The sequence below is a fragment of the Sneathiella sp. genome, from assembly GCF_002694385.1.
In the GTDB taxonomy this organism is placed as follows: domain Bacteria; phylum Pseudomonadota; class Alphaproteobacteria; order Sneathiellales; family Sneathiellaceae; genus Sneathiella.
The window spans coordinates 125,602-150,225 of sequence record NZ_NZMB01000018.1 but is presented as its reverse complement, the minus strand read 5'-3'; the positions used below and the strand labels follow the sequence as shown (position 1 = coordinate 150,225).

General features: G+C 56.7%; 21 protein-coding genes, 3 tRNA genes and 1 pseudogene. 17 read left to right on the top strand and 8 right to left on the bottom strand.

Annotation, left to right across the window (positions count from 1 at the left end):
* Positions 1–26 precede the first annotated feature (26 nt).
* Positions 27–1,850, bottom strand: a complete 1,824-nt coding sequence (locus tag CMN55_RS12710; RefSeq protein WP_293950185.1) for a PHA/PHB synthase family protein — start codon at positions 1,848–1,850, stop codon at positions 27–29.
* A 218-nt stretch (positions 1,851–2,068) separates the two neighbouring features.
* Between CMN55_RS12710 and CMN55_RS12705 the strand changes: the two genes are divergently transcribed.
* The 8 genes from CMN55_RS12705 to CMN55_RS17265 all read left to right on the top strand — a co-directional run bounded on the left by CMN55_RS12705 (position 2,069) and on the right by CMN55_RS17265 (position 10,999).
* A complete protein-coding gene (locus CMN55_RS12705) occupies positions 2,069–3,196 on the top strand; it encodes an OmpA family protein (protein ID WP_293950184.1) in 1,128 nt (375 codons plus the stop codon).
* 99 nt (positions 3,197–3,295) lie between these two features.
* Positions 3,296–4,504, top strand: coding sequence for an LL-diaminopimelate aminotransferase (locus CMN55_RS12700; RefSeq protein WP_293950183.1), 1,209 nt, complete (start codon positions 3,296–3,298; stop codon positions 4,502–4,504).
* A gap of 2 nt (positions 4,505–4,506) precedes the next feature.
* Positions 4,507–5,799, top strand: coding sequence for a homoserine dehydrogenase (locus CMN55_RS12695; protein WP_293950182.1), 1,293 nt, complete (start codon positions 4,507–4,509; stop codon positions 5,797–5,799).
* Positions 5,800–5,838: 39 nt separating this feature from the next.
* Complete coding sequence (glpX, locus tag CMN55_RS12690) at positions 5,839–6,798, top strand: class II fructose-bisphosphatase (protein ID WP_293950181.1); 960 nt, start codon at positions 5,839–5,841, stop codon at positions 6,796–6,798.
* A 12-nt stretch (positions 6,799–6,810) separates the two neighbouring features.
* On the top strand, positions 6,811–8,598 hold the full coding sequence (gene recJ / locus CMN55_RS12685; protein WP_293950180.1) for a single-stranded-DNA-specific exonuclease RecJ: 1,788 nt from the start codon (positions 6,811–6,813) through the stop codon (positions 8,596–8,598).
* Positions 8,599–8,742: 144 nt separating this feature from the next.
* Positions 8,743–8,817: transfer RNA gene (locus tag CMN55_RS12680), tRNA-Glu, on the top strand.
* Positions 8,818–8,846: 29 nt separating this feature from the next.
* A tRNA-Glu gene (locus CMN55_RS12675) sits at positions 8,847–8,921 on the top strand.
* 461 nt (positions 8,922–9,382) lie between these two features.
* Complete coding sequence (locus tag CMN55_RS17265; protein WP_366932052.1) at positions 9,383–10,999, top strand: GMC family oxidoreductase; 1,617 nt, start codon at positions 9,383–9,385, stop codon at positions 10,997–10,999.
* A gap of 11 nt (positions 11,000–11,010) precedes the next feature.
* Here the strand turns inward: CMN55_RS17265 and CMN55_RS17260 are convergent, their stop codons facing one another.
* Positions 11,011–12,282 (bottom strand): pentapeptide repeat-containing protein, encoded by a 1,272-nt coding sequence (locus CMN55_RS17260; RefSeq protein WP_366932062.1) that lies wholly within the window; start codon positions 12,280–12,282, stop codon positions 11,011–11,013.
* A gap of 193 nt (positions 12,283–12,475) precedes the next feature.
* Here CMN55_RS17260 and CMN55_RS12670 point away from each other — a divergent pair, with 193 nt between their 5' ends.
* Positions 12,476–12,733 (top strand): hypothetical protein, encoded by a 258-nt coding sequence (locus tag CMN55_RS12670; RefSeq protein WP_293950179.1) that lies wholly within the window; start codon positions 12,476–12,478, stop codon positions 12,731–12,733.
* 32 nt (positions 12,734–12,765) lie between these two features.
* Here the strand turns inward: CMN55_RS12670 and CMN55_RS12665 are convergent, their stop codons facing one another.
* Positions 12,766–13,128: a PilZ domain-containing protein gene (locus CMN55_RS12665; RefSeq protein ID WP_293950178.1), complete on the bottom strand. Its 363-nt coding sequence runs from the start codon at positions 13,126–13,128 to the stop codon at positions 12,766–12,768.
* Between the two features lie 189 nt (positions 13,129–13,317).
* Here CMN55_RS12665 and CMN55_RS12660 point away from each other — a divergent pair, with 189 nt between their 5' ends.
* Positions 13,318–13,569: a hypothetical protein gene (locus tag CMN55_RS12660; RefSeq protein ID WP_293950177.1), complete on the top strand. Its 252-nt coding sequence runs from the start codon at positions 13,318–13,320 to the stop codon at positions 13,567–13,569.
* A gap of 139 nt (positions 13,570–13,708) precedes the next feature.
* Positions 13,709–14,374, top strand: coding sequence for a hypothetical protein (locus CMN55_RS12655; RefSeq protein WP_293950176.1), 666 nt, complete (start codon positions 13,709–13,711; stop codon positions 14,372–14,374).
* Between the two features lie 23 nt (positions 14,375–14,397).
* Here the strand turns inward: CMN55_RS12655 and CMN55_RS12650 are convergent, their stop codons facing one another.
* Entirely contained in the window at positions 14,398–14,886 is a 489-nt protein-coding gene (locus tag CMN55_RS12650; RefSeq protein ID WP_293950175.1) for an RrF2 family transcriptional regulator, read from the bottom strand.
* A gap of 139 nt (positions 14,887–15,025) precedes the next feature.
* Positions 15,026–15,505 carry a carboxymuconolactone decarboxylase family protein gene (locus tag CMN55_RS12645; protein ID WP_293950174.1) on the bottom strand — a complete coding sequence of 160 codons (480 nt, stop codon included), beginning with the start codon at positions 15,503–15,505 and terminating at the stop codon, positions 15,026–15,028.
* A gap of 290 nt (positions 15,506–15,795) precedes the next feature.
* Between CMN55_RS12645 and CMN55_RS12640 the strand changes: the two genes are divergently transcribed.
* A complete protein-coding gene (locus CMN55_RS12640; protein ID WP_293950173.1) occupies positions 15,796–17,031 on the top strand; it encodes an acyl-CoA dehydrogenase family protein in 1,236 nt (411 codons plus the stop codon).
* A 6-nt stretch (positions 17,032–17,037) separates the two neighbouring features.
* Here the strand turns inward: CMN55_RS12640 and CMN55_RS12635 are convergent, their stop codons facing one another.
* Complete coding sequence (locus CMN55_RS12635) at positions 17,038–18,075, bottom strand: hypothetical protein (RefSeq protein WP_293950172.1); 1,038 nt, start codon at positions 18,073–18,075, stop codon at positions 17,038–17,040.
* Between the two features lie 261 nt (positions 18,076–18,336).
* A tRNA-Gln gene (locus CMN55_RS12630) sits at positions 18,337–18,410 on the bottom strand.
* Between the two features lie 288 nt (positions 18,411–18,698).
* On the opposite strand from CMN55_RS12630, the gene CMN55_RS12625 reads away from it, so the two are divergent.
* From CMN55_RS12625 to CMN55_RS12615, 3 genes are read left to right on the top strand one after another with little or no spacing between them, the layout of a single operon-like run.
* Positions 18,699–19,748, top strand: a complete 1,050-nt coding sequence (locus tag CMN55_RS12625) for a Ppx/GppA phosphatase family protein (RefSeq protein WP_293950171.1) — start codon at positions 18,699–18,701, stop codon at positions 19,746–19,748.
* Positions 19,745–20,473 carry an RlmE family RNA methyltransferase gene (locus tag CMN55_RS12620; RefSeq protein WP_293950170.1) on the top strand — a complete coding sequence of 243 codons (729 nt, stop codon included), beginning with the start codon at positions 19,745–19,747 and terminating at the stop codon, positions 20,471–20,473. The genes CMN55_RS12625 and CMN55_RS12620 overlap by 4 nt, the downstream gene beginning before the upstream one ends.
* Positions 20,385–21,161, top strand: a complete 777-nt coding sequence (locus CMN55_RS12615) for an AbiU2 domain-containing protein (protein ID WP_293950169.1) — start codon at positions 20,385–20,387, stop codon at positions 21,159–21,161. The genes CMN55_RS12620 and CMN55_RS12615 overlap by 89 nt, the downstream gene beginning before the upstream one ends.
* Here CMN55_RS12615 and CMN55_RS12610 read toward each other — a convergent pair.
* Positions 21,162–21,490: pseudogene (locus tag CMN55_RS12610) on the bottom strand (YnfA family protein).
* A gap of 282 nt (positions 21,491–21,772) precedes the next feature.
* Here CMN55_RS12610 and guaB point away from each other — a divergent pair.
* Together guaB and CMN55_RS12600 are read left to right on the top strand one after the other, a co-directional pair.
* Positions 21,773–23,236: an IMP dehydrogenase gene (gene guaB, locus CMN55_RS12605; protein ID WP_293950167.1), complete on the top strand. Its 1,464-nt coding sequence runs from the start codon at positions 21,773–21,775 to the stop codon at positions 23,234–23,236.
* Complete coding sequence (locus CMN55_RS12600; protein WP_293950166.1) at positions 23,233–24,528, top strand: RsmB/NOP family class I SAM-dependent RNA methyltransferase; 1,296 nt, start codon at positions 23,233–23,235, stop codon at positions 24,526–24,528. Before guaB ends, CMN55_RS12600 begins: the two co-directional genes overlap by 4 nt.
* Positions 24,529–24,624 lie beyond the last annotated feature (96 nt).

The following is a 24,624-nucleotide window of genomic DNA, read 5'->3' as shown; positions in this document are numbered from 1 at the left end:
GTATTATAGGCGCAGGTATGCCTGCATTATTCCGTCATATCCGCATAGGGTTTCGCCTTCACCTTGACATAGCTGCCGGGCGCATCCTCGATCGGTTTTAGCTTGCCTTTCGCCGGATCGCGTGCGGGGACCTTCGGCCCCGACTTCTTGGACAGCCATTTATCCCAGTACGGCCACCAGCTGCCGGGATGCTGCGTTGCATCGGCAAACCAATCCTCCGCGCTTGCGTATTCCTTTTTCTTGGTATTGGTCCAATGCTGGTATTTCTTCGCATCTGGGTGGTTGATTACGCCCGCAATATGACCGGAGCCCGCCAGCATCAACTCGGCCGGCCCGCCGAACAGTTTGAGATTCTTGAAAACCGATTTGAAGGGGGCAATATGATCCTCCTTGCTGGCCTGGATGAAGACCGGCGTTGTCACTTTTGACAGGTCAATGGGTTGCCCGCCGAGCGTGAGCGACCCCGCCTGACGCAGCAGGTTCTTCTGATACATGTTGCGAAGATAAAAACTGTGCATCTTGTGCGGCATGTTGGTAGCGTCCGAATTCCAGTAGAGCAGATCGAACGGGAACGGCGTCTTGCCGAGCAGATAGTTATTCACCACAAACGACCAGATGAGATCATTGGATCGCAGGAGGTTGAAGGTATTGGCCATTTCCTTCCCCTCCAGATAGCCGCCTTTCATTTTGCTTTCGACAAGCTGGATGTGATCCTCGTCGGTGAAGACGAGCAGATCGCCCGCTTCCTCGAAATCGAGCTGAGCCGCAAAAAAGGTTACCGCCTTGATCCGGTCCTCCCCTATGGCTGCGAGATAGGCAAGCGTTGCCGCCATCAGGGTGCCGCCAATGCAATAGCCGATGGCCGTTACTTCGGTTTCGCCAATGGACTGCTCAATGGCGTCCAGCGCCGCGAGAATGCCTTCTGACATATAGCTTTCGAACGTCTTGTCCACATGTCGCTCGTCCGGGTTGACCCAGGAGATGATGAAGACCGTATAGCCCTGATCAACGCACCATTTGATGAAGGAATTTTCCGACTTCAGGTCGAGGATGTAGAATTTGTTGATCCAGGGCGGTGTGATGAGAAGCGGCCGCTTGTAAACCTCTTTTGTCGTCGGTTCATACTGGATAAGCTGCATCAGGTCGTTCTGGAAAATCACCTTGCCGGGCGTCACCGCGATATTGCGGCCGATCTCGAATGCGGCATCATCCGTCATCTTGGGGCTGATGGTGCCCTTGGTCCGCTTCATGTCATCGAGCATGTTTTCAAGGCCCTGGACCAGATTCTTGCCCTTGCTTTCCATGGTGGTTTTCAGGACATCCGGATTGGACCAGAAGAAATTGCTCGGTGACATGGCGTCGGTATAGAGCTTGGTATAGAAATCCGCTTTCTTGCGGGTCTGTTTGTCGAGCCCCTCCACCTCGGCAACGGTGTCCTGCAGCCAGTTTGCGGTCAGCAGGTAGGATTGTTTGATATAGTCGAAGATCTGGTTCTGGCTCCATTCCTCCGACTTGAAACGCTTGTCTGCGGCGTCCGGCACCACCATCGGGGCTATCTCCTCGCCGCCTGCCCGTCGCGCGGCATTCTGCCACAGATCCATGTAATTTTTCCACAGCGCCGCCTGCGCTTCGATAATGCGGGCCGGGTCGGCCATCATCTTGTTCATCAGCTCCATGAAGGTGCGGGCAACGGTCGCCGGGTCCGGATCGATATGGGTGGGTTGCTGGCTGGCGAGAAATTCCGTGACCAGCTCCTGACTGCGGGCGGCTATCTTGGCAAAATTCTCCGCAAACTCGCGGGAGGATTCCAGCGCTTCCTGGTTTGTTTGCAATGGTTCCCTGTTCGGCATGTCAGCTTCTTCTCCCTGTCTTGTGTTCGAGTGGCGACAACTTTGATTACCGGTCCTGCTTTTTTCGCAAGCCTGCCCTGAAATCGTCAGAAAACGTTGCGAAATTCTCCCCCATATGTTTTATGATAGCTGCGTTTTTTACCAGATTATATCAAAAACTTGCCGATCTCAATGGAGCCCGTCAGGGGCAGGCCGGGGAGGGCAGGACGGGTATTTTAATGATCAGGATTGCTTTCCTCACCAAGAACCGCCTTCAGGCTGCACCAAAGCTTCTGCTGGGGGCGATGCTTGCCGTCGCGTTGCTGGCAGGGGCGGGCTGCTCCACTGATAATACGGAAGAGCAGGAGGCGGCCGAATATCCAAATCTTAACACGGTACCGGAAAAGCCGGAAACCGTCGCCAGCCTTGCCGAAGCCGACAAGATTGGCGAGGGATTGCGGGCGGATCGCGACAAAGCCCGTTATACCGATGAAAATTTGCGCGCCGATACGTCTGTTCAGCCGCCGCTGGCTCCGCCGCCTGCGCCCGAACCGGCGGCGAGTGAAACGGAGACGGTTACCGAAACTGTGACGGAGACGGCAACGGAAGCCACTGAAACGATCCAGGAAACAGTTGAAGAGACGACCGAGCCCGTCGTTGCCGCCGTGCCGCAGGAACCGGTGCAGCAGGAAAATCTGACGCCCCCTGCTGAAGGGGCGGAACCGAAGGAACAGGCCCCTTCCGAGGCGGCGCCGGACAGGGAAAGCACGCAAGAAGAAACCACGACGGTTATCAGCAGCGAAGGTGTCCGCGAGACAACGGTTGCAGGCATTTATGAACAACAGCTCGCGGCTTCGGCCGCCTCGCGCCTGCCCGATGGTATGAGTGCGGAGGCATCGGCTGGCGGGAACTCGGGCAGTGACCCGGCCCCTTCTCGAGACGAGGCGCCGCGGCTATCCCCGCCCTCAGAGGATGGGGGCCGGGTGATCCCCAACTACGCGGCCGCCAGCGGGACGACACCGGTGGAAACGCTGTATTTTTCCCAAGGCTCCAGCCGACTGGGGGCGGCGGACCGGACAAAACTTGACCGGATAGCCCGCGCACAGAAAGCGGCTGACAGCACGATCCGCATTGTTGGGCATGCCTCCAGCCGGACCCGTGAAATGCCCGAAGAACGGCATATGATGGTAAATTTCGGCGTCTCGCAGGCGCGTGCGGCGGCGGTCGCGGAATATTTTCTGAACGCGGGCATCACAGCGGACAGCCTGATTGTTGAATCCGTCAGCGACAGCGAGCCGGTGGCGACCGAGCCGATGCCGAGCGCGGAGGCGAGAAACCGTCGCGTTGAAATCTTTATTCTAAATTAACGCAAATTCGTATAAACAGCCGTAACAGGAAAATTCGGGGCCCGTTGCGGCGGAATGTCCTAACCCTCCCCGATACCATTTTTAACAGGAACTTGATTGATGGATCCCGATTTCCACCGCATTAAACGTCTGCCTCCCTATGTCTTTGAAGAAGTCAACCGGATGAAGGCGGCGGCGCGAGCGGCGGGCGCGGATATCATTGATCTCGGTATGGGCAATCCCGACTGTCCGACGCCGCAGCATATTGTGGACAAGATGGTGGAGACGGTACGCGACGGGCGCACCCATCGCTATTCCACGAGCCGGGGCATTCCCGGTCTGCGCCGCGCCAATGCCGCCTATTACAAACGCCGTTTCGGCGTCGATATCGACCCGGAGACGGAAACCATCGCAACGCTCGGCTCGAAAGAGGGGCTTGCCAACCTCGCCATGGCAATCACCACGCCGGGCGATGTCATCCTGTCGCCGAACCCGAGCTATCCGATCCACCCCTATGGTTTTATCATTGCCGGGGCCGTTGTCCGGCATTTCGAGGTTGGTCCTGGCATTGATTTTTTCGCCGCGCTGGAGCGGGCGGTACGTCACTGCATACCCGCGCCGACCTGCCTGATCCTCAATTTCCCGTCGAACCCGACGGCAATGACAGTGGATCTTGATTTCTACAAGGAAGTCGTCCATTTCGCGAAAGAGCATAATATGTATATTCTTTCCGATCTTGCGTATGCGGAGATTTATTTCGGCGATGTGCCGCCGCCCTCCATCCTTCAGGTGGAAGGCGCGCGCGACATCGCGGTAGAGTTCACCTCGCTTTCCAAGACTTATTCCATGCCCGGCTGGCGTATCGGTTTCGCCACCGGTAACAAGCGTCTGGTCGGTGCACTGACGCGCATCAAATCCTATCTCGATTATGGCGCGTTTACGCCTATTCAGGTCGCGGCAACGGCGGCCCTTAATGGTCCGCAGGATTGTGTTGAGGAATTCCGCAAGCTTTACAAGCAGCGGCGCGATGTGATGATTTCCAGCTTCGCGGCGGCGGGTTGGCATATTCCGTCGCCCGAAGCGACCATGTTCGCCTGGGCACCGATCCCGGAACCCTTCCGTCATCTCGGCAGTCTGGAATTTTCCAAGCTGCTGCTGAGCGAAGCGAATGTCGCCGTTGCGCCGGGCCTTGGCTTCGGGGAACATGGCGATAGCTTCGTGCGCATTGCCATGGTGGAGAATGAACAGCGGATCCGTCAGGCGGCCCGCAATGTCAAAAAATTCATGTCCAATGCGTCCGCGCATCTGGCGAAAAGAGAGGCGTCCTGATCGTGGCTTCACATGTAAGAATTGGTATTGCCGGCCTCGGGACGGTCGGCGCAGGTGTTCTTAAGATTATCAAGGCCCATGGTGATCTGCTGGAGGCGCGCTCCGGCGCGCATCTGGTGGTGACGGCTGTTTCCGGGCGGGATAGGACGAAAGATCGCGGTGTCTCGCTGGACGGCGTTAAATGGTATGACGATGCCCGCGATCTCGCCGATGATCCGGACGTGGATATTGTGCTGGAACTGATTGGCGGCAGCAACGGCGTTGCGCGGGAGTTGTGCGAAAAATCTCTCGCTAAAGGCAAGCCGGTCGTCACCGCCAACAAGGCGCTGCTGGCCGAGCACGGCAATGCGCTGGCCCGCCTTGCGGAGGAAAACAACGCGCCGCTTGCCTATGAGGCGGCGGTCGCGGGCGGTATTCCCATCATCAAGGCGCTGCGGGAAGGGCTGGCCGGAAATGCCATCTCCCGCGTTTATGGCATCCTGAATGGAACCTGTAATTATATCCTGACAGAGATGGAGGAAACCGGTGGCGAATTTGCCGCCATTTTGAAAGACGCGCAGGATCTCGGCTATGCGGAAGCCGATCCGAGCTTCGACATTGATGGGGTGGATGCGGCGCATAAGCTGGCCATCCTGTCCAGCGTCGCCTACGGCACGCCGGTCGATTTCAGCAATATCTATATTGAAGGCATCCGGGAGGTCAGCGCTGCAGACATTGCCTCGGCGCGGGAGTTTGGCTATCGCATCCGCCTGCTGGGCGTTGCGCGTCGGACGGAGAAGGGGATCGAACAGCGTGTACATCCCTGCATGGTGCGGCGCGATACCACCATCGCCCATGTGAACGGTGTGTTCAACGCCGTGGTTGTCGATGGCGACTTTGTCAGCGAAACGAGCTATGTCGGGCGCGGCGCGGGCGAGGGGCCGACGGCCTCTGCTGTAGTCGCCGATATCATTGATATCGCACAGGGCCGCCATACGCCGACCTTTGGTATTCCGGTGGCCAGGATGACGCCGATCCCGACAGTGCCGATTGCTGAGCATATAGGCTGTTACTATGTCCGCCTGACTGTGCATGACAAACCGGGTGTGATTGCTGATGTTTCTGCGGTGTTCCGTGATGAGAATATCTCCATCGAAAGCCTGCTGCAGCGCGGCCGCGCCTCCGGTGAGGCGGTTTCCGTCATCCTCGTCACCCATGAGGCAAAGGAAGATGCGCTGGTCCGGGCGCTTGGAAAGATTGAAAATTTCACCCATAGTGTGGCAAAGCCGCGGATGATCCGCATTGCCTCGTTGTGAATGACTCGCATTCGTTATTAAGGTTTTGGAAGAGAGAAAATGAGCACATCCTCGAAACTAGATAGAAATCTGACGCTGGAAATTGTCCGTGTTACAGAGGCCGCCGCCCGTGCGGCCTGCAACCTTGTCGGACTTGGTGATGAAAAGGCTGCCGATCAGGCCGCCGTTGACGCCATGCGCACCGCGCTCAATCAGCTCAATATCGACGGCACTATCGTCATTGGCGAAGGGGAGCGGGATGAAGCGCCAATGCTTTACATTGGCGAGAAGGTTGGCACCGGCAAAGGGCCGGAGATCGACATTGCGCTGGATCCGCTGGAAGGCACGACGCTGACCGCAAAGGGTGGGCCGAATGCATTGGCCGTTATTGCCTTTGCGCAATCCGGCAACTTTCTGAATGCACCGGATACCTATATGGAAAAAATCGCCGTCGGCGGGGGATATCCCGAAGGCATTATCGACATCGATAAACCTGCCGGTGAAAACCTCCGTGCGATTGCCAAAGCCAAGGGCGTGCCGGTTAACCAGACCATGGCCTGTGTTCTCGACCGGCCACGTCATGCGGATATCATTGCCGATATCCGCAAGACCGGCGCCCGTATCCAGCTTATCTCTGATGGGGACGTCGCAGGCGTGATGGCGACGGCTGATTCCGAAACGGGTATAGACATGTATGTCGGCACCGGCGGTGCGCCGGAAGGTGTGCTGGCGGCGGCGGCGCTGCGCTGTATCGGCGGCCAGATGCAGGGCCGTCTCGTTTTTCGCAATGATGATGAAAAGGCGCGTGCCGCAAAATGGGGCATTACCGATCTGCATCGCGTCTACAAGCTGGAAGAGCTGGCGGCGGGTGAGGTGATCTTTGCCGCCACGGGCGTCACTAACGGCTCCATGCTGAAAGGCGTGCGTCAGATTGGCGACCGGATTTATACCGAAAGTATCGTCATGCGCTCGCATAGCGGCACAGTTCGTTATATCCGGGGCGTTCATAAGGTCAAATAAGCGGGGCCTGTTATGGATGCGCCTGTCGCGCCTCCCTTTCTGGATGTGGAATGTTCGCTCGGCGGCAAGCGCTGGCGTTTGCGCGCGGGCGATGAACGGCTGGGCCTCGCCATCTCCCAGCGGCTCGATGTGCCGGAAATTGTCGGCCGGGTTATGGCCGGGCGCGGTGTCACGCTGGAGCAGGCGGAGCAGTATCTGACACCGCAGCTTCGTCACCTGCTGCCTGACCCATCCAGTTTCAGGGATATGGACAGGGCGGTGGAACGGATCACGGCCGCTATCCGTAACGGTGAGAAGATTGCCATCTTCGGGGATTATGATGTGGATGGGGCCACCTCTTCCGGCCTGTTGAAACGATTCTTCAATGCAATCGGCGTTCCCAGTGAAATATATATTCCCGACCGCATGAAGGAAGGTTATGGCCCCAACGCGGAGGCGATGGAAATCCTCAAAAAACGCGGGGCCGATCTGGTTGTTACCGTTGATTGCGGGATTGTTTCCTTCGATGCGTTGGGCCATGCGAAAGACATCGGACTGGATGTCATCGTCATTGACCATCATCAGGCGGAAACGCGCCTTCCCGATGCGGTCGCAATTGTTAATCCGAAGCGCCATGATGAAAGCCAGAAATTTACATATCTTGCGGCTGTCGGGGTGGTGTTCCTGCTGGTTGTCGCGCTGAACCGCAGCTTGCGGCAGGCGGGATGGTACACTGATCAGCGGCGGGAGCCGGACCCCCGCCATTGGCTGGATCTGGTGGCGCTTGGCACCGTCTGTGATGTGGTGCCGCTTGTCGGGCTGAACCGGGCCTTCGTTGCGCAGGGCCTGAAAGTCATGGCACGGCGCGGCAATCCGGGGCTTGCGGCGCTCGCCGATGTTGCTGGGCTGGATGAGGCGCCCGGGACCTATCACACCGGCTTTCTGCTTGGCCCTCGGGTCAATGCGGGCGGACGCGTCGGACGTTCTGAATACGGGCCGGAACTGTTGTCCCTTGATAACCCTGATAAATGCCGGGAATTGGCCGCCCAGCTGGATCGCTATAATCAGGAGCGCAAGGAAATTGAAGCCGAGGTTCAACATGCAGCGATGGCCCGTGTCGAGGAAAGCAGCCTCAAGGATGACAAGGTAATCGTCGTTGCGGGCGAAGGATGGCATCCCGGCGTCATCGGCATTGTCGCCAGCCGCCTGAAAGATACCTACCAACGCCCTGCCGTTGTGATCGCGCTGGATGGTGATGTGGGCAAAGGCTCCGCCCGGTCCGTCCCGGGAGTGGATCTGGGGGCGGCCGTCGGCGCGGCGCGGCATAAGGAAATTATTGTCGCGGGCGGCGGCCATCTGATGGCGGCTGGGCTGACGGTTAATCGGCCGAAAATTGATGCCCTCCGCGCCTTTCTCAATGAACGGCTCGCAAAAGATGTGAGCGAGGCGTCGAAAACCGCCAGCCTCGGTCTCGATGGCGCCCTTGCTATCGACGGGGCGACGCCGGAGCTGATCGATCTGATGGATCAGGCCGGGCCTTTTGGGGCGGGCAACCCCGAACCGCGATTCGTTCTGCCCAATGTGCGTCTGGTGCAGGCCAGTATTGTCGGCGACAGCCATGTACGCGTTATTTTGACAGGCCCCGGCAACCGGGGGCGTCTGGCGGGGATCAGCTTCCGTTCCCTGGACACGCCGCTGGGGGATGCGCTGCTTGGTCATAACGGTGCGAGCTTTCATATTGCCGGCCATCTCAGAAAGAATAGCTGGCGCGGAAATGTCACCGCCCAACTGCTGATCGAGGATGCATATCGTCTCACCTGATCATTGTTTTTGAGTGTGATGCGCAGGAATGCGCCTTTTCATGCGGCTGTGTGAGAATTCCTTGATTCAAAATTGGAAAAATCCAATTTTTTGCTTGATATCCCTCTCCAGAATCGTTAAATCCTCCCTCGAGCAACGGGATATGTCCCCTTCGTCTATCGGTTAGGACGCCAGATTTTCATTCTGGAAAGAGGAGTTCGATTCTCCTAGGGGATACCATCCTGCTGCACGGTGAACCTTCTCGTTGCGTCCCCTTCGTCTATCGGTTAGGACGCCAGATTCTCATTCTGGAAAGAGGAGTTCGATTCTCCTAGGGGATGCCATCNCCTTATCGCCCGTGTCGGCGCATCTTTTCTTTCCNTGCCCNANCTCCTACATTAANAACANTACCATTGCCATNTGACAGGGGGAGNCTGATGAGATGAATTTGCGACTTTGTTTTGAAAGCAAGGCCGGAGTGAATATCGACGAAGCCGATGTTTTNCGCCANTATGCGGAGAATTANCTCGCNGGNTTCGAGATTGAGTGGGGTGGTTCGGTCAGTATGCCCCANCATGACAGCGTGACCCGCCCGATGGAGCCGCTGTGGCAGTATTTTATCCGTAATGCCAGCCGCGCNGCGNGGGATTATCTGATCGAATACATCACCCGCAACCCNATGGCCGGATATTATGTGCATGTCTATGAACAGGAGAGCGGAGCAGGGGANCGCAAGATCCATTAGACATTCCNNCGCCTGCGGCCGGATAATNACGNCAAAGGGGAGGGAACAGGGTGACGATCAGTGCATAAAAAACGNCAGAACCTNGGCAGATATGACTATATCATCGTCGGGGCGGGCAGTGCGGGCTGCGTTCTNGCCAACCGNTTGTCTGCCGATCCGAAATCCCGCGTCCTGCTGCTGGAGGCGGGCGGCTCGGATAATTACCACTGGGTGCATATCCCCATCGGCTATCTCTTTTGNATGGGCAATCCGCGNACTGACTGGATGATGTCGACGGAACCGGAAGCCGGGCTGAATGGCCGCAGCCTCAGCTACCCGCGNGGCAAGCTGCTGGGCGGCTGTTCCTCCATCAACGGGATGATCTATATGCGTGGGCAGGCGCGNGATTATGACCAATGGCGGCAGATGGGCAATAACGGCTGGGGCTGGTCNGATNTNCTGCCCTANTTCCTGAAATCAGAGGATTATCATGGCGGCGCTGACNAGATGCATGGCGCGGGCGGNGAATGGCGGGTGGAGAAACAGCGCCTGTCCTGGTCTATCCTGGATGCCTTCCGGGCNGCCGCNGCNGANATNGGCATCCCGCCCACNAANGATTTCAATCGNGGNANNAATGAAGGCGCCGGATATTTTGAGGTGAACCAGAAATCCGGCATCCGCTGGAATACCTCGAAAGCCTTTCTAAAACCNGTCATGCATCGCCAGAANCTCCGTNTNCTGACCGGTGCTGAGACGGANCGGCTGACGCTGGANGGGCGACAGGTGACGGGTGTTGATTTTACATATAAAGGGATGCCGAGTGTCGCCGATGCCGGNGAGGTTATCCTNGCCGCCGGGGCGGTAAACAGCCCGAAAATACTGGAACTCTCTGGCNTCGGTCGCGCAGATGTGCTTTCCGCCTTCGGAATTGACCTGTTTCATGAACTGAAGGGNGTNGGCGAAAANCTGCAGGANCATCTACAGATNCGGACTGTCTTTAAAGTAAAAAATGTAGAGACATTNAACCAGAAGGCCAACAGTCTGATGGGGAAGATCNGCATGGGGNTGGACTATCTGCTGTATCGCCGCGGNCCGCTGTCCATGGCGCCCAGCCAGCTTGGTATTTTCGCGAAAAGNGATTCCCGGTTGGAAACGCCGGATCTTGAATANCATGTGCAGCCGCTATCNACGGACAAGCTGGGGGANCCNNTGCATCCTTTNCCGGCGGTGACCGCTTCGGTCTGTAATCTGCGGCCCGAAAGNCGGGGCAGNATNCATATCGCCGATGCGAATATGAAAATCCCGCCCGCCATCCGGCCGANTTATCTTTCCNCGGAATTTGATCGNCGGATTGCCGCAACCTCCATCCGGCTGACGCGNCGGCTGATGGCNGCAAAAGCGGTGGCGCCGTTTGAGCCCGAAGAGATGCTGCCGGGGCCNCANCTGGAAACGGAAGAGGATCTCGTCCGNGCCGCCGGGGATATNGCAACGACGATTTTCCATCCCGTCGGCACCTGNAAAATGGGGAATGATGACATGGCTGTGGTCGATGACCGGCTCCGCGTGCGGGGCCTTAANGGGCTGCGTGTTGTCGATGCCTCGATCATGCCGACAATCACGTCCGGGAATACCAATTCCCCNGTNATNATGATTGCNGAAAANGCGTCCGATATGATTCTTGAAGATCGGCGCGNTTGAGNTTNTCCGGGTCAGGCGCTNGCTTTATGCNCGGAATCGAANTTGGCGTCTTCCAGNTCNGCGCCGTCGAAGATGGCNNCTTTCAGNCTTGCGCCGGTGAANTTNGCATCGATGAGATTGGCNTCGCTCATATTNGCACCNTCCAGNTTGGCGCCNGTGAAATTGGCGGCGGANAGATTGGCAGGCCANTGTTTNCCGAGCGNTTCNCCATTTGGCCCCTTAAGGTCGACGGCAGTGAGAATGGCACCTTTCAACTGCGCATTCCTGAGNTTGGAACGGGACAGGTTGACCCCNTCCATCATGGCNCCGGTGAGGTCCACATCTTCCATGATGCATTGCGACATGTCGCTCATCACGGTTTGACTGCCGCGCAGGTTTGTNCCNTTGAGATTTGCCCCNTTCATGGTNGCTCCGCTCATCGCGCAGCCAGATAAATCCATGTTTGAGAGATCCATNCCGGACAGATCGGCGCGTTCCCCTTTAAGGCCNTTGGTCTCCACCCACANGAAATGTTTCTTGAGCAGNGCCTGCAGNTTGGGCGGCAACGGCGTGCTTTCCTCCTGTTTCATNAGNTGNGGTGCNACNGNTTTTGATTTGGAAAAGTCGATATTATCNAGNTTGGCNCCATCAAGNCGGACATTTTCGAAATTGCAGCCTTCNACCTTNGCGCCTTCGAGATTGACATTGGAGAGATCGGCTCCTGCAAGATTGGCGCCGGAGAGNTCGCAGCCCGCCATGTCCGACCCCATGAAGCCNGCCCCGGCCAGNTCCGCATTNGAGAGGTTGGCGCCACGCAACTGGGAATAGGCGAAATTGGCATTNCCGAGGGNCGCNCCGGCAAGGTTGGCGCCGTTAAGGTTGGCTTTTTCGGCCACCACATCCTCCATCTCCGCCTCGCGGAGATCGCTGGCGGGGAAGGTCACGGTTTCGCCGCCGGAGAGAATCAGCGAGCCGCCGCGGAAATCCGCTTCCTGCAAATTGGCGCCGTTCAGTTTTGCGCCTTTCAGCTCCGCCCCGCGCAAATCGGCGCGGATTAACAGGCAGTCGCGTAAATCCGCGCGGGTCAGGTCAGCGGCATACAAATCCGCGGAGATCAAATTGGCGCCGCGAAAGATGCAGCGCGACAGTTTGCAGCCCGACAGCCGCGACTTTTGCAATTTGGCTCCCGCAAAATTGGCGCCAGTAAAATCCGCATGGCGGAAGTCGGCGCGGGCACCCTGTTTTGGATTGATCAGCCATTTGCGATGCTGCGCGAGAATATCCAGAATTTCCTGCGGCGTCATTGTTGTCATGAACGTCTCTTATCCATTTTCCTTTGTCTTCATGATGGTCGGCCTGACCTTCCGTAAGACTAGATTAACCTTTGCCCCGCATACTGCGCGCTGTATGACGGCAGGCTTTCCTTATAGGGGAACAAGGTTAAGAACTGGTTGCCGTCCGGCATCATTCTCAGGCCATATGGAGGGAATTCGGAAAATGTTTCGGGTGACACAGGAACAGGTGGATGCGCTGGAAATCTGGGTCCGGGATCGCCGCGAGGCCTATTTGCGGAAGGGGTTCCAGATGGCGGCTGTTGCCGGCGCCACGCCGCTTGCCGCCTATGCGGCCGATGGCGGACTCAAACCGGAGGATACGGCCAAATCGGTGATGGATCTTAAAAAGGAATATGATCTGGCAGAAATGTTTCATCGTGATGCCAAGCAGATTCTCCATGCCGGTCGGCAGGGCGGCTGACCTCACGTTTTGAATAGTTTATTCCGCTGACGTCAGGAGGCGGGAGAAGCGGGGGTATTGCCCACTATATGGAAAGCTTCGCGCCGTTTCCGGGCGACCAGATGGGCAATGCGCTGGATCAGTTCCTGTTCCTTTTCTACTGAAAATTCGAATTTAACGGCGACCCCTTGTTGCATCTGACGCACGATGCGCGCCGGAATCAGGCCAATATTATCAATTTCCAGCGTCATTTCCGTCCCGTCGGGCAGTCGCATCTCCATCTGAAGGCCCGCGCCGCCAACGGATATGTCGAGGATTCGCGCAGGCGCATCTCCTGCAAAATGATGGATGCGGCCCTCACGTGACATCGCAATGCGGCGATGGGCGCGACGGTTTTCTTTCTCACATTCTGACATTTTGCCTCCGAACGAGCGGGCATGATTGCATGGGCTGATGACAGGGGAGTGTCCTGTATATTGGTTAATATTCTGTTGCCGATGACGCCTTCAAATGGCCATAAACCGGCACTAGAGGAGTTTCCCGTTAAGATTTCCTTCATGCTTGCGCGTTAAGATGGCCTCCGGTTATCAGGAAAGGGTAAAGCCATGCGGCAACAGGATTTGACGGCCATCGTTGAGGGGCTGAAAGCGGAATTTTCCAATTCCCCGCGGCTTAATCGCAAATCTGTTGCGGACCGGGCGACGGCGGCCAATCTCGCGGCGCTGGACCTGATGCTTGAAAGCAGTGATGCGGATAAAGGCGGGCCTGCGCGAAGGGAGAATGCCAAAACCTTGAAGGTGCTGTCCCATGAATTTGTGGATGTATCAACGGCTATCCGTAGCCTGTCCGCCCGCTGAACAGCGGCATCAACTGATCCCGACGGGGCGGGGGCATGTGTGCCCGAAAAACCGCCTTGGCAATCCTGCCGATTATGGTAAATCTGTGCGTCAGCCATCCATCGGATGGCTGTGTCGCGTTTCCAGCTGATCGGGTACCATGCAGAATTCGCAGAAATCAGGGTTAAAAGCAAAGCTGCGGGTGTTTCTGGCAACGGCTCATGCCCGTCTTCGCGCCAGTAGCGTCAAAGAACGCCTAGTCACCGCCGCGCCGCTTATCGCCGCCCTTTTTATGGCCGGGGCTGTGGTATTGCTGGATATTTTCTATCGTGGCAGAGCTACGGATGGCTGGGGGCTTTCCCTGCTCGGTAACTGCGCGCTTCTCTTTTTCTTTTTTGCCCCCCTCACTTATGTCGGCGTCTGGCTGTATGGCTTGATCCGTCCCCGGCTGCGGGAGCGCCGGTTTATGGATGCGCTGCGACTTGGGCTTTATGTGCCGCATGCCTTCGCCATGCTGGTCATCCTGATCGCCCGGCTGGAAGGCTCGGAAACGATTGCCAGTTTCGGGTCGGCACTGATTACCTGGGCGATGCTCAGCCTGCTGCTCTCGCCTTTCACTGTGCTGCTCACCCTGCTGGCCTGGTCGTTCCTGCCGGAGGATGAAAAACTCGCCGAAATACGTGACCGCACGGTGCAGATTGGCGCACAGGCAAGGAATATGCTACCGGCGCCGGGGCGCTTCAATGCTCGTGGGCAAAAGCTTCTTGGTGCGCCGACGGTGCCTTCCACTGCCCCCGATGAGGATAAGGATGCGCTCAGAACATAATTCCGGCGTTGAGGGGCGAGACGTTACTTCAAACGCCTTTGCACCCAGTCGGCGCTGCTTCTGAATATGTCGGGCGGAATATCCTCGGCGAGTGTGGTCATGAGATCGGAAAGACGGACAGAGTGGAGAGAAGCGCGCCAGGCCTCGTCGGCCTGCCACATGACGCGGGCGATGGCGCAGGGCCTGTCGTCGCAATAGCCTTTGGGCAGGCAGGGATTGTTTTCGCGGATATTGGTACAGGTGAAGGTGCGGGCCTTACCCTCAACAGCCTCAACGATATCCAGAAAGGTGATGTCTGTCGTGGGTTTCGCAAGTCGGTAGCCGCCACTTGGCCCCAATGTCGTCTCAACCAGGCCAGCCTGAGAAACCGCTTGTAGCGCTTTTGACAGATACTCTTTGGGGATGCCGTGAAATTCGGCGAGCGCCTTGGTCGAAAGGTATCGGCCCTCTGGCAACCTGGCAAGGATTGCACAGCAATGCAGCGCCCATTCAACCTGACTTTTCAGTATCATCCTGATCCCCGCGGTATATGCCTGACACAGGCTCCTAATTAAGGCGCAAGGATATCCGCAAATGAATGTATCCGCAAATCATGCCATTTGATATCCCGCCGCAACCCTGTCTCTGTTCCGGCGGGATAGGTGCGTAACCTCAGTTCAGGCCCGCCTTGTTGAGGCCATTGGCCGTGTCCATGGATCCGGGGACACTCTTGAAGGCGATGCTGACGCGGTTCCAGCCATTGATGGCCATGATGCAGAAGGTGAGGTCGGAAATTTCCTGTTCTGAAAATTCCTTGCGCACCAGTTCATAGATTTCATCGGGCACGCCGCCTTCCGGGAGCCTGGTTAGAACTTCGGTCCATTCCAGGGCCGCCCGCTCGCGAGGGCTGAACAGGGGTGATTCCCGCCAGATCGGCACGTGATACAATCGTAACTCTCTCTCGCCGTGTATTTTGGCCTGTTTGGAATGTATATCCACGCAGAAGCCACATCCGTTGATCTGGGAGGCGCGCAATTCGATCAGGCTATGCAGGGTCTGGTCGATGGAGATGTCACGCAGGCTCATGGAGAAGTCCACATATTTTTTGAATTGCCGGGGGGATTGTTTCGCGTAGTCCAGTCGTTGGGTCATTGAAGGTTCCTTTATTTAAGGATAAAATATATCCATAAGGATATTAAATATCCTTAAATAAATTATCTGTAAAGCCCTTTATGCTCCCAATGGATGTTTTGGTCCGACGGGGTTCCGCGCCACGACTTCCCGCTTTACTTTAGAGGCGGACTTCGGCACAATTTTCGCCTCTGAGAAAACAAGCAAGAAAAATCAGATTTGCGCGAAAAAATTCAATAATAACAATAGGGTGCCCTGCGGTTTGTGCGCATGTTTCTCCGTACGGCATCAGATTTGGAAGGAACAGAAGAATGACCGCCATTGCCTTTGATCTACCGGAATCCATTGCCGAGGTACGGGACGGCATTCGCAATTTCGCCCTGCAGGAGGTCATCCCGCGGCATGAAAAGAATCGCGAGCTGCTGGAGAATCCGCGCCTCAAATATGAGGAGGATGGCCGACTTTCCGCGCCGGTGCGGGAGTTGATCAAGGAAATCCGCATGGCCTCCGCCCGGGCGGGCTATTACCAGATGTGCGTGCCGGAGGCGCTGGGCGGCAGCGGGCTTGGCATGCAGGCCTATTATGTCTGCTGGGAAGAGCTGTTCCATACTTGCGGACCACATAACTGGATGATGCTCTATGCGCTCTCGCACTGGGCCTTCGGGCCGAGCCGGCTGCTCGAAAAGGTGACGGACCGCGCGCGGGAGGAGATTCTGGAGCCCCTCATGAGCGGTGAGAAATCCATGTGCTTCGGCCTTTCCGAACCGGGGGCGGGATCGGACGCCAGCATGATCAAGACCCGCGCCCGCAAGGATGGCGACGGCTGGGTCATTGACGGGCGCAAGATCTGGACCTCCAACGCGCCGATTGCTGATTACTGCATCCTCTTCGCCGTGACGGACAGCGAGAAGGCAGCGGCGAAAAAGGGCGGCATCTCTGCCTTCCTCGTGCCGACGAATGCACCGGGCTTCACTGTGCAGCGCGTCGTCAAGCTGTTCGGCCATATCGGCGGGGACGAGGCGGAGCTGGTGTTCGAAGACCTCTGGGTCGAGCCCTGGCAACTTGTGGGGGAGCTGGATAACGGCTTCGGCGCGGCGCTTTACGGCGTGTCTCTCGGGCGTATTTACAACTCCGCCCGCGCCGTCGGCATCGGCCGCTGGTCGATTGAGCTGGCGCTTGAATATGCCAAGCAGCGCATTGCCTTCGGCAAGCCGATTGCGGAATATCAGGGGGTTTCCTTCCCGCTCGCCACCGCCGCGACGGAGCTGCATGCGGCGCATCTGATGGGGCTGAACTCAACCGGCCTGCTCGATAAGGGGGAGGCGGCGATCAAGGAGCTTTCCATGACCAAGGCCTATTCGGTGCAGGTCGGCCTCAAGGCGGTGGATCGCGCCATTCAGGCCCACGGCGCCATCGGCCTCACCAACGAAGTCGGCCTCGCCGAAGCCTGGCAGTATTTGCGCATCGTCAATATCGCCGACGGCTCCAACGAAATCCTCAACAAAACCATTGCGCAGCGGTTGTTGAAGGGGGATGTGGAGATATAGTTCGGGTTACCTAATCGGTGAAGAGGGAAGTGGTTTAAGAAGTTCTTGCACATCAATCCGATAGTGTTTTCGAGCGTTTGATGCCCATATCATTCTATGGTTTTGCTGTATTTCTATTTCAAAATCCTCTGGGCAATCTGGATGTTCAACCCAACCTTTAATCACGTTAAAATTTCGAACACTGAAAAAAATCTGAGCCGTCTCAAGTGTTTTGTAAGCTTCAGCAACTTTGGCATTTGCGCCTCGAATTTCTGATGCTAGCTCTGCGATCAAGTCTTTGTTTTTTGCCTCAGTGTCGGCTAAAAAAGTAAACGCCGTATTTTCATTGTGTCCAAATTTTTTAAAAATTTCGATTGCATCATATAATTGGCTTACGGGGCTATTTTTCCCAAAGGCATTTAACGAATTCCCTCCAGACAACTTCCCATATGTCTCTAAATATTCTTCCGGCACTGCATTCCCGTTCGCGGCAATCACCTGCCGACGTGCATAAACCAACATATTGCCGTCTTGCTTGTTAACTATTTTCCGAAATGTGTCTAAGACCGTACTAGATTTCTTTAATTTCGATAGTGCACTCTCAAAAGTTTCGGCAAAAGGTAATAATTGCCTGATATATTCAACCATATGGATGATATGTGTAATTTCATCCAACAAAAAATCGTAAGCACGATTGTAGGCTGTGTCCTTATCGAATTGGTGGTCAATAACAACAAAATCAGGAAAATGGCCGTTACCACAATCAGGGCCAATTAAGTAGAGATGACCAAGCTCGTCCAAAATCAAATATCCGCTACGGAGCCATTTGGCTTTGGTGTGACATAAGTTGCATGGGGCATAGTTGCCATCACGTTTTTTTAGGTCAACGTTGATATTTTTACGGATAATTTGGATTTCTCTATCTTTTGAAGGGACTATGCCATTCAGAATTCCGCGGAAGTCTTCTGGGAAATAGCTTGATTTTCGAAAATCATCAAATTCCCTCCCGATTTTCTCGGGATCCACATTATACCATATACCTGTTTCTGCGTTCTCTGTGTTCAATAAACCCCTCTCAGGCTAGGCAAGAACAAAGAGAGTACGTTGGCTGTTGTTGCTTGTCAAGAAAATAGTATTAGGGGCCAAAGCACTACACCATATATAGTATTTGTCTGGCCTTTTTTTATGAAAAACTACTTATTGGAGAAAAAGTGCAACAAAATCAACTGTGCATGAGGTTGTTTGAACTGACTAATAGAATTGCCGACTAGCGAAATTTTGGTATGACAACTGTAGAGATTGTTCGGTAAAATCAGCGAAGGCGGATGGCTGGGGAACCTGGACTCGAACCAGGATTGACGGAGTCAGAGTCCGCTGTCCTACCATTAGACGATTCCCCACCATTGAGGCGGCGCGCGCGACCGATATGGTGCGGCTGGCGGCTCTAGTAGCAATTCCGCAGCGGCCTGTCAACGTTCGATAAAAAACTGTTTGCGCAAATTATAAATGAACGTCGCACGGAAACCTGTTAGCATGGCGGGAACAGGCCGGGGCCATAAGCCCGTAGGCCGCAAATTTTTACCTGGAGGTAGTCCTGGGTGGCAACATCACAACCCCGGAGAACAGCAAAGGGTGAGCGCGGAAAACATCGACGCAGGTTTCAGAATGGCAGGGGCGACAAGCCGGAAGTGTTCGGCGCCCTGGATCTTGGTACGAACAACTGCAGGCTGCTGATCGCCCGGCAGCAGGGCAAGGGGTTCCGTGTCATTGACAGTTTTTCGCGGATCGTCCGTCTTGGAGAAGGCGTCAGCCTCAGCGGCCGCCTGTCCGACGATGCGATGCAGCGGACTGTCGATGCGCTGCGTATCTGCGCCGAGAAAATGCGCCGCGCGGGCGTCACCCATATGCGATGTGTGGCAACGGAAGTCTGCCGCAAGGCGAATAATAGCGACGATTTCCTCGGCCGCGTGCAGCAGCATTGCGGCATTGAACTGGATATCATCAGCACGGCGGAGGAGGCGACGCTCGCCGCCGAAGGTTGCGCGCCGCTCATCGACTATCGGCATCAGCATGCGCTCGTTTTCGATATCGGCGGCGGCAGTACGGAGCTGGTCTGGCTTGGCCTCAAGGGCCGCAAGCAGAGCGAGGTGCTGGGCTGGATGTCGATCCCCGTCGGTGTGGTCACCCTGACCGAGCGGCATGGTGGTATCCGTGTGACGGAGGACGCTTATCAGGGCATGATGACAGAGGTGTTGCGCCATGTGGATGCGTTTGAGGCCGAGCATAGCATCGCTGCGCGCATTCGGGAGGGGCGGGTGCAGATGCTCGGCACCTCCGGCACGGTCACGACGCTGGCCGGCGTGCATTTCGGGCTTGAGAAATATAACCGCAGCCGTATTGACGGGGCGTGGCTCAATGCGTCCGCCATGCTCGATATCTGTCACCGCCTTGCCCGCAGCGATTATGAGCAGCGGTTGCAAGAGCCCTGCATCGGACGGGAGCGGGCGGATCTTGTCGTTTCCGGCTGCGCGATTGTCGAGGCCATGCACAGCCGCTGGCCGGTCAAGAAACTGCGCGTGGCCGATCGGGGCCTGCGCGAGGGTATGTTGCTTGGCATGATGCGGCGCGCCGGACGGGAGCGGCAGGAGGCGGCGGAAGCCCGCCGTCAGGCGAAGCAGGAGAAACAGGCGGACAAGAGTACAGCCGTCATGACGGATGAACAGAAGGCAGCATCATGAGTGAGAGAGCAGGGCGGGGGAGCCGCCGGGGGGGCGGTAAATCCTCAGGTATGACCGGCCGTCTTCTTCATACCAAGGTGAAGACAGCGCGGGGGCGCAAAACCTCCTCCACCCATTGGTTGCAGCGACAGCTTAATGATCCCTATGTGGTGGAGGCGAAGACACGTGGCCTGCGTTCGCGCGCCGCGTTCAAGTTGATGCAGCTAGATGATCGCTATGGCTTGCTGAAACCCGGCTTTTCGGTGGTTGACCTTGGGGCTGCGCCAGGCGGCTGGACGCAGGTGGCCGTGGAACGTGTCGGCGCGGAGAAGGGCAAGGGCAAGGTCCTCGCCGTCGATATTCTGGAAATGGAGCCGGTTCCGGGTGCGACGGTGATGCAGCTCGATTTCACGGCGGAGGATGCGGATACCCGCGTCAAGGCGGCGCTTGGCGGTCCGGTCGATGCGGTTATCTCCGACATGGCGGCGCCGACAACCGGCCATCGGCAGACCGATCATCTGCGTATTGTCATGATGTGTGAACTGGCGCTTCACTTCGCCATTGATGTGTTGGCGCCGGGCGGAGTTTTTATTGCCAAGGTGCTGAAGGGCGGGACGGAGAATGACCTGCTGGAGTTGATGAAGCGGGATTTCGAAAATGTCCGCCACGCCAAGCCCGAAGCCAGCCGCGCCGATAGCCGTGAGGCCTATGTCATCGCCACCGGCTTTCGCGGGCGAAATGAATAACTGTCAAGAAATAGACGGTATTCGCGAATTTTTGAAAAAATTTCGGGAAGAGTGCATTGAACTGCGTATTACCTATCAGACCTTCCATATACTTTTCGAAAGGGATGACGGGACGGTTCAACTGCTTCATGAGGCAGCCGCCCAATTCTTTGACTTTATTGGAAGGGCCTTGCAAGAATATTATATACTGCAGGTTTGCCGACTGACAGATCCGGCGAGGCAAGGAGGTTTTACGAATTTTACTCACAAGAGATTAAATCAATTGCTATGTGAAAATAATCTCTTGACCAGTGAGATCAAAAATTTTTCAAAAGGATTGGATAGGTATCGAGAACTTGTTCTTCCTGCTCGAAACAAGCTGATTGGTCATCGGGATGAAAAAACTGTTCGTAATCTGATAAGCCTTGGTGCTCATGAACAAAAAGATATTGATGAATTATTTAAAAATCTTAATAAGTATTGTGATTCTGTCGCCGAATCTCTTCGTATATCCTATAAAAACCGTGGTGTTGAGGACGCGAAACTGCAAGACTTACAGCCCTTGGATATGAGTTGGATTCCGGGGCCGGGAGATGAGCAGGATTTAATAAAAAAGTTAGAAGAACATCGCGGTTGGACGCAACAATACAATGCGGGCGAGATTCCAAGTTATACGGGGCGTACGCAGAAGAAAAACACGGACGAATAATCAGCCTGCCGCTCTCGGACCCCAGAGGATAACCGCGGCGCCGATCAGGCAGATGATGCCGCCGATGATGTCCCAGCGGTCGGGGGAAGCCCTTCCACCGCCCAGAGCCAGGCGAGCGAGCTTACAATATAGATCCCGCCATAGGTGGCATAAGCGCGACCTGCTGCGGCGCTCTCCACCAGTGTGAGCAGCCAGGCGAACAGGACCAGCGAGATAACGCCGGGGATAAGCCACCAGATCGGCTTATCCATACGCAACCATGCCCAGAAGGCAAAGCATCCGGCAATTTCGGCAATAGCGGCACCGATATAGGCGGCAATAGTCGGCATGAACTTCTCCTTTTTCATCATTGAGACTGAAACCATTTGTCATTTCAAGAAAAAGCCATGCGAAGAGGAACAAAGGGACGGCGGGATGGAAAACATCCGGGCCATTGCTGCAATGCCAAAAAAAATGCGGATCAGGCAAATTTCCGGCTAGGAATTTTCAAATCTCGCTGTATGATTGCGCCGCAATTCCCAAGATCATTTCGCCCACGGGTTCGTATATCTGCGCTGGCAGGAATTGATCAACACCATATATAGTGAGCCAAGGGCTCATGGAGTTGCCCGATGAAAATCCGCGAAGCCTATACATTCGATGACGTGCTGCTGCAACCGGCGGCTTCTGAAATCCTCCCCTCCCATGTCAGTACCGCAACGCGGCTGACGCGGGACATTACGCTCGGCATTCCGCTGGTGTCCAGCGCCATGGACACGGTGACCGAAGCGACCATGGCCATCGCCATGGCGCAAGCCGGCGGTATCGGGGTCGTGCATAAGAATCTCGGGGTTGAGGAGCAGGCCAACGAGGTCCGCCGTGTCAAGAAGTTCGAGGCGGGCATGGTCGTCAACCCGCTGACCATTGCGCCGGATGCGCCGCTCTCTGATGCGCTCTTTCTGATGCAGTCGCACAAGATTTCCGGGATCCCGGTGACGGAGCGGGGCAGCGGCAAGCTGGTCGGCATCCTGACCCACCGCGATGTGCGTTTTGCCACCGACACCCGCCAGCCGGTCAGCGAGTTGATGACCCGCGAAAATCTTGTGACCGTGCGGGAAGTCGTGACGCAGGAGGAAGCGAAGAAGCTGCTGCATCGCCACCGCATTGAAAAGCTGCTGGTGGTGGATGAGAATTACCGCTGTACGGGGCTGATCACGGTGCGGGATATTGAACGCTCCACCCTGTTCCCTGATGCGAACAAGGATGATCAGGGCCGTTTGCGCGTTGCCGCGGCTGTCGGCATCGGCGATGACGGATTTGCGCGGGCCGAAGCCCTGATGGATGCCGAGGTGGACGTGCTGGTTGTCGATACGGCGCATGGCCATTCCAGCCGCGTGCTGGAGGCCGTGAGCCGCATCAAGAAACTCTCCAACTCGACGCAGGTGATTGGTGGTAATGTCTCCACCGCGGCGGGCACAAAGGCACTGATTGACGCCGGGGTGGATGCGGTGAAGGTTGGGATCGGCCCCGGTTCCATCTGCACAACGCGTATCGTTGCGGGCGTCGGTACGCCGCAGCTGACCGCCATCATGGATGCGGCGGAGGCCGCAGCGGCGAGCGGCGTGCCCATTATCGCCGATGGCGGTATCAAGACATCCGGCGATCTGGCAAAGGCGCTGGCAGGTGGCGCATCATCGGCCATGGTTGGCTCGCTGCTTGCTGGCACCGATGAAAGCCCGGGAGAGGTTTTCCTCTATCAGGGCCGGTCCTTCAAATCCTATCGCGGCATGGGCTCGCTCGGTGCCATGGCTCGCGGATCGGCCGACCGCTATTTCCAGCAGGAAGTTTCCGATAATCTGAAGCTGGTACCGGAGGGGATCGAAGGGCGGGTGCCCCATCGCGGTCCCGCCAATGCGGTTATTCATCAGCTTGTCGGCGGTCTTAAAGCGGCGATGGGCTATACGGGGTCGAAGGATATCACGGCGCTTCAGAAGAACGCGGAATTTGTCCGTATCACCAATGCGGGTCTGCGTGAAAGTCATGTGCATGATGTTTCCATCACCCGCGAAGCGCCCAACTACCGGCAGGACGGGTGACCCCGGCCGCACGGCTGGCGGCGCTTGCTGAGCTGCTGGAAGAGATTGCCGCCACTGACAGTCCTGCCGAAGGAATCGTTGCGGCCTATTTCCGGTCCCGCCGCTTTGCCGGATCGAAGGATCGCCGCTGGATAACGGAGCGGGTGTTCGAAGCCCTGCGGCGTCAGGGAGAGCTTGCCGGAGCGGCTGCGGCGGTTGGCCTGCCGACGATCGGGCGTGTTCTTGCGCTTCTTTATCTGCTGCGGATTGACAGGCTGGACATGGCGGATGTGACGGCGGGCTGGTTCGGCGGACCGCACGGCCTTTCCGTGCCGGACGACGATGAGGCATTGGCGCTCTCCCGCGCCGCCCGGCTCGATGACGAGGCGATGGGTGATGTTGCGCTCAGCAATTTCCCGGACTGGCTTTACCAGAAAATCACTGATCAGTATGGCGACGGAGCGGCGGCGGTCATGGCGGCCTATCATGAGGGCGCGCCGGTCACCTTTCGCGTCAACGCCCTGAAAGCGACACGCGATGATCTGCTGCATCTGCTGCGGGAGGAAGGGATCGACGCCCTGCCGACAGCCCTGTCGCCGGACGGGATCACGCTTGATGGCCGGATCAATCTTTCCCGGCATCCGTTTGTGGAAGGCGGGCTGATCGAGCCGCAGGATGAGGCGGCGCAGATTTCCGCCCGCCTCGCTGGAGCCGAAAGCGGTATGATGGTCATTGATTTTTGCGCCGGTGGCGGCGGCAAATCCCTCGCCATGGCGGCAATGATGGGGAATAGCGGAATGATTCACGCCTTTGATATCGAGGGGCGGCGCCTGCGCGATATCAGGGGGCGTGCCCGGCGGGCGGGCGTACGAATTATACACCCCCATGTGCTGCGCGATGATGCGGATGAGGTGCTGCTCCCTCTTGCAGGTGCGGCGAACCGGGTGTTTGTCGATGCGCCCTGCTCAGGGTCCGGCACCTGGCGGCGGCAACCGGACCAGAAGTGGAAATTCTCCGGCGAGCGGCTGGATATCTTGGTGAAAATACAGCAGGAAATTCTTGCGCGGGCCGCGCCGCTGGTGGCGCCGGGCGGGATATTGATTTACGCCACCTGTTCCATCCTGCGGGAGGAGAATGAAGAGCAGGTGGCGGCGTTTCTTGCCACCCATACGGAGTTTGATCTGTTGCCAGTATCGATGATCTGGACGGCTGCGGGGCTTGGCGGTCAATGGGATCAGGATTTCCTCAGCCTCACCCCGGCGGATTTTGGCAGCGACGGATTTTTTGTCGCCCTTCTACAAAAACGCGATTAAATCCTTATTTACACTCAAAGCCCGGCGCGTCACCATCTCGTGACATGGTGTTGCCACAAAATATGCCGTATAATGGCGCAGACGGGAAATTGGCGG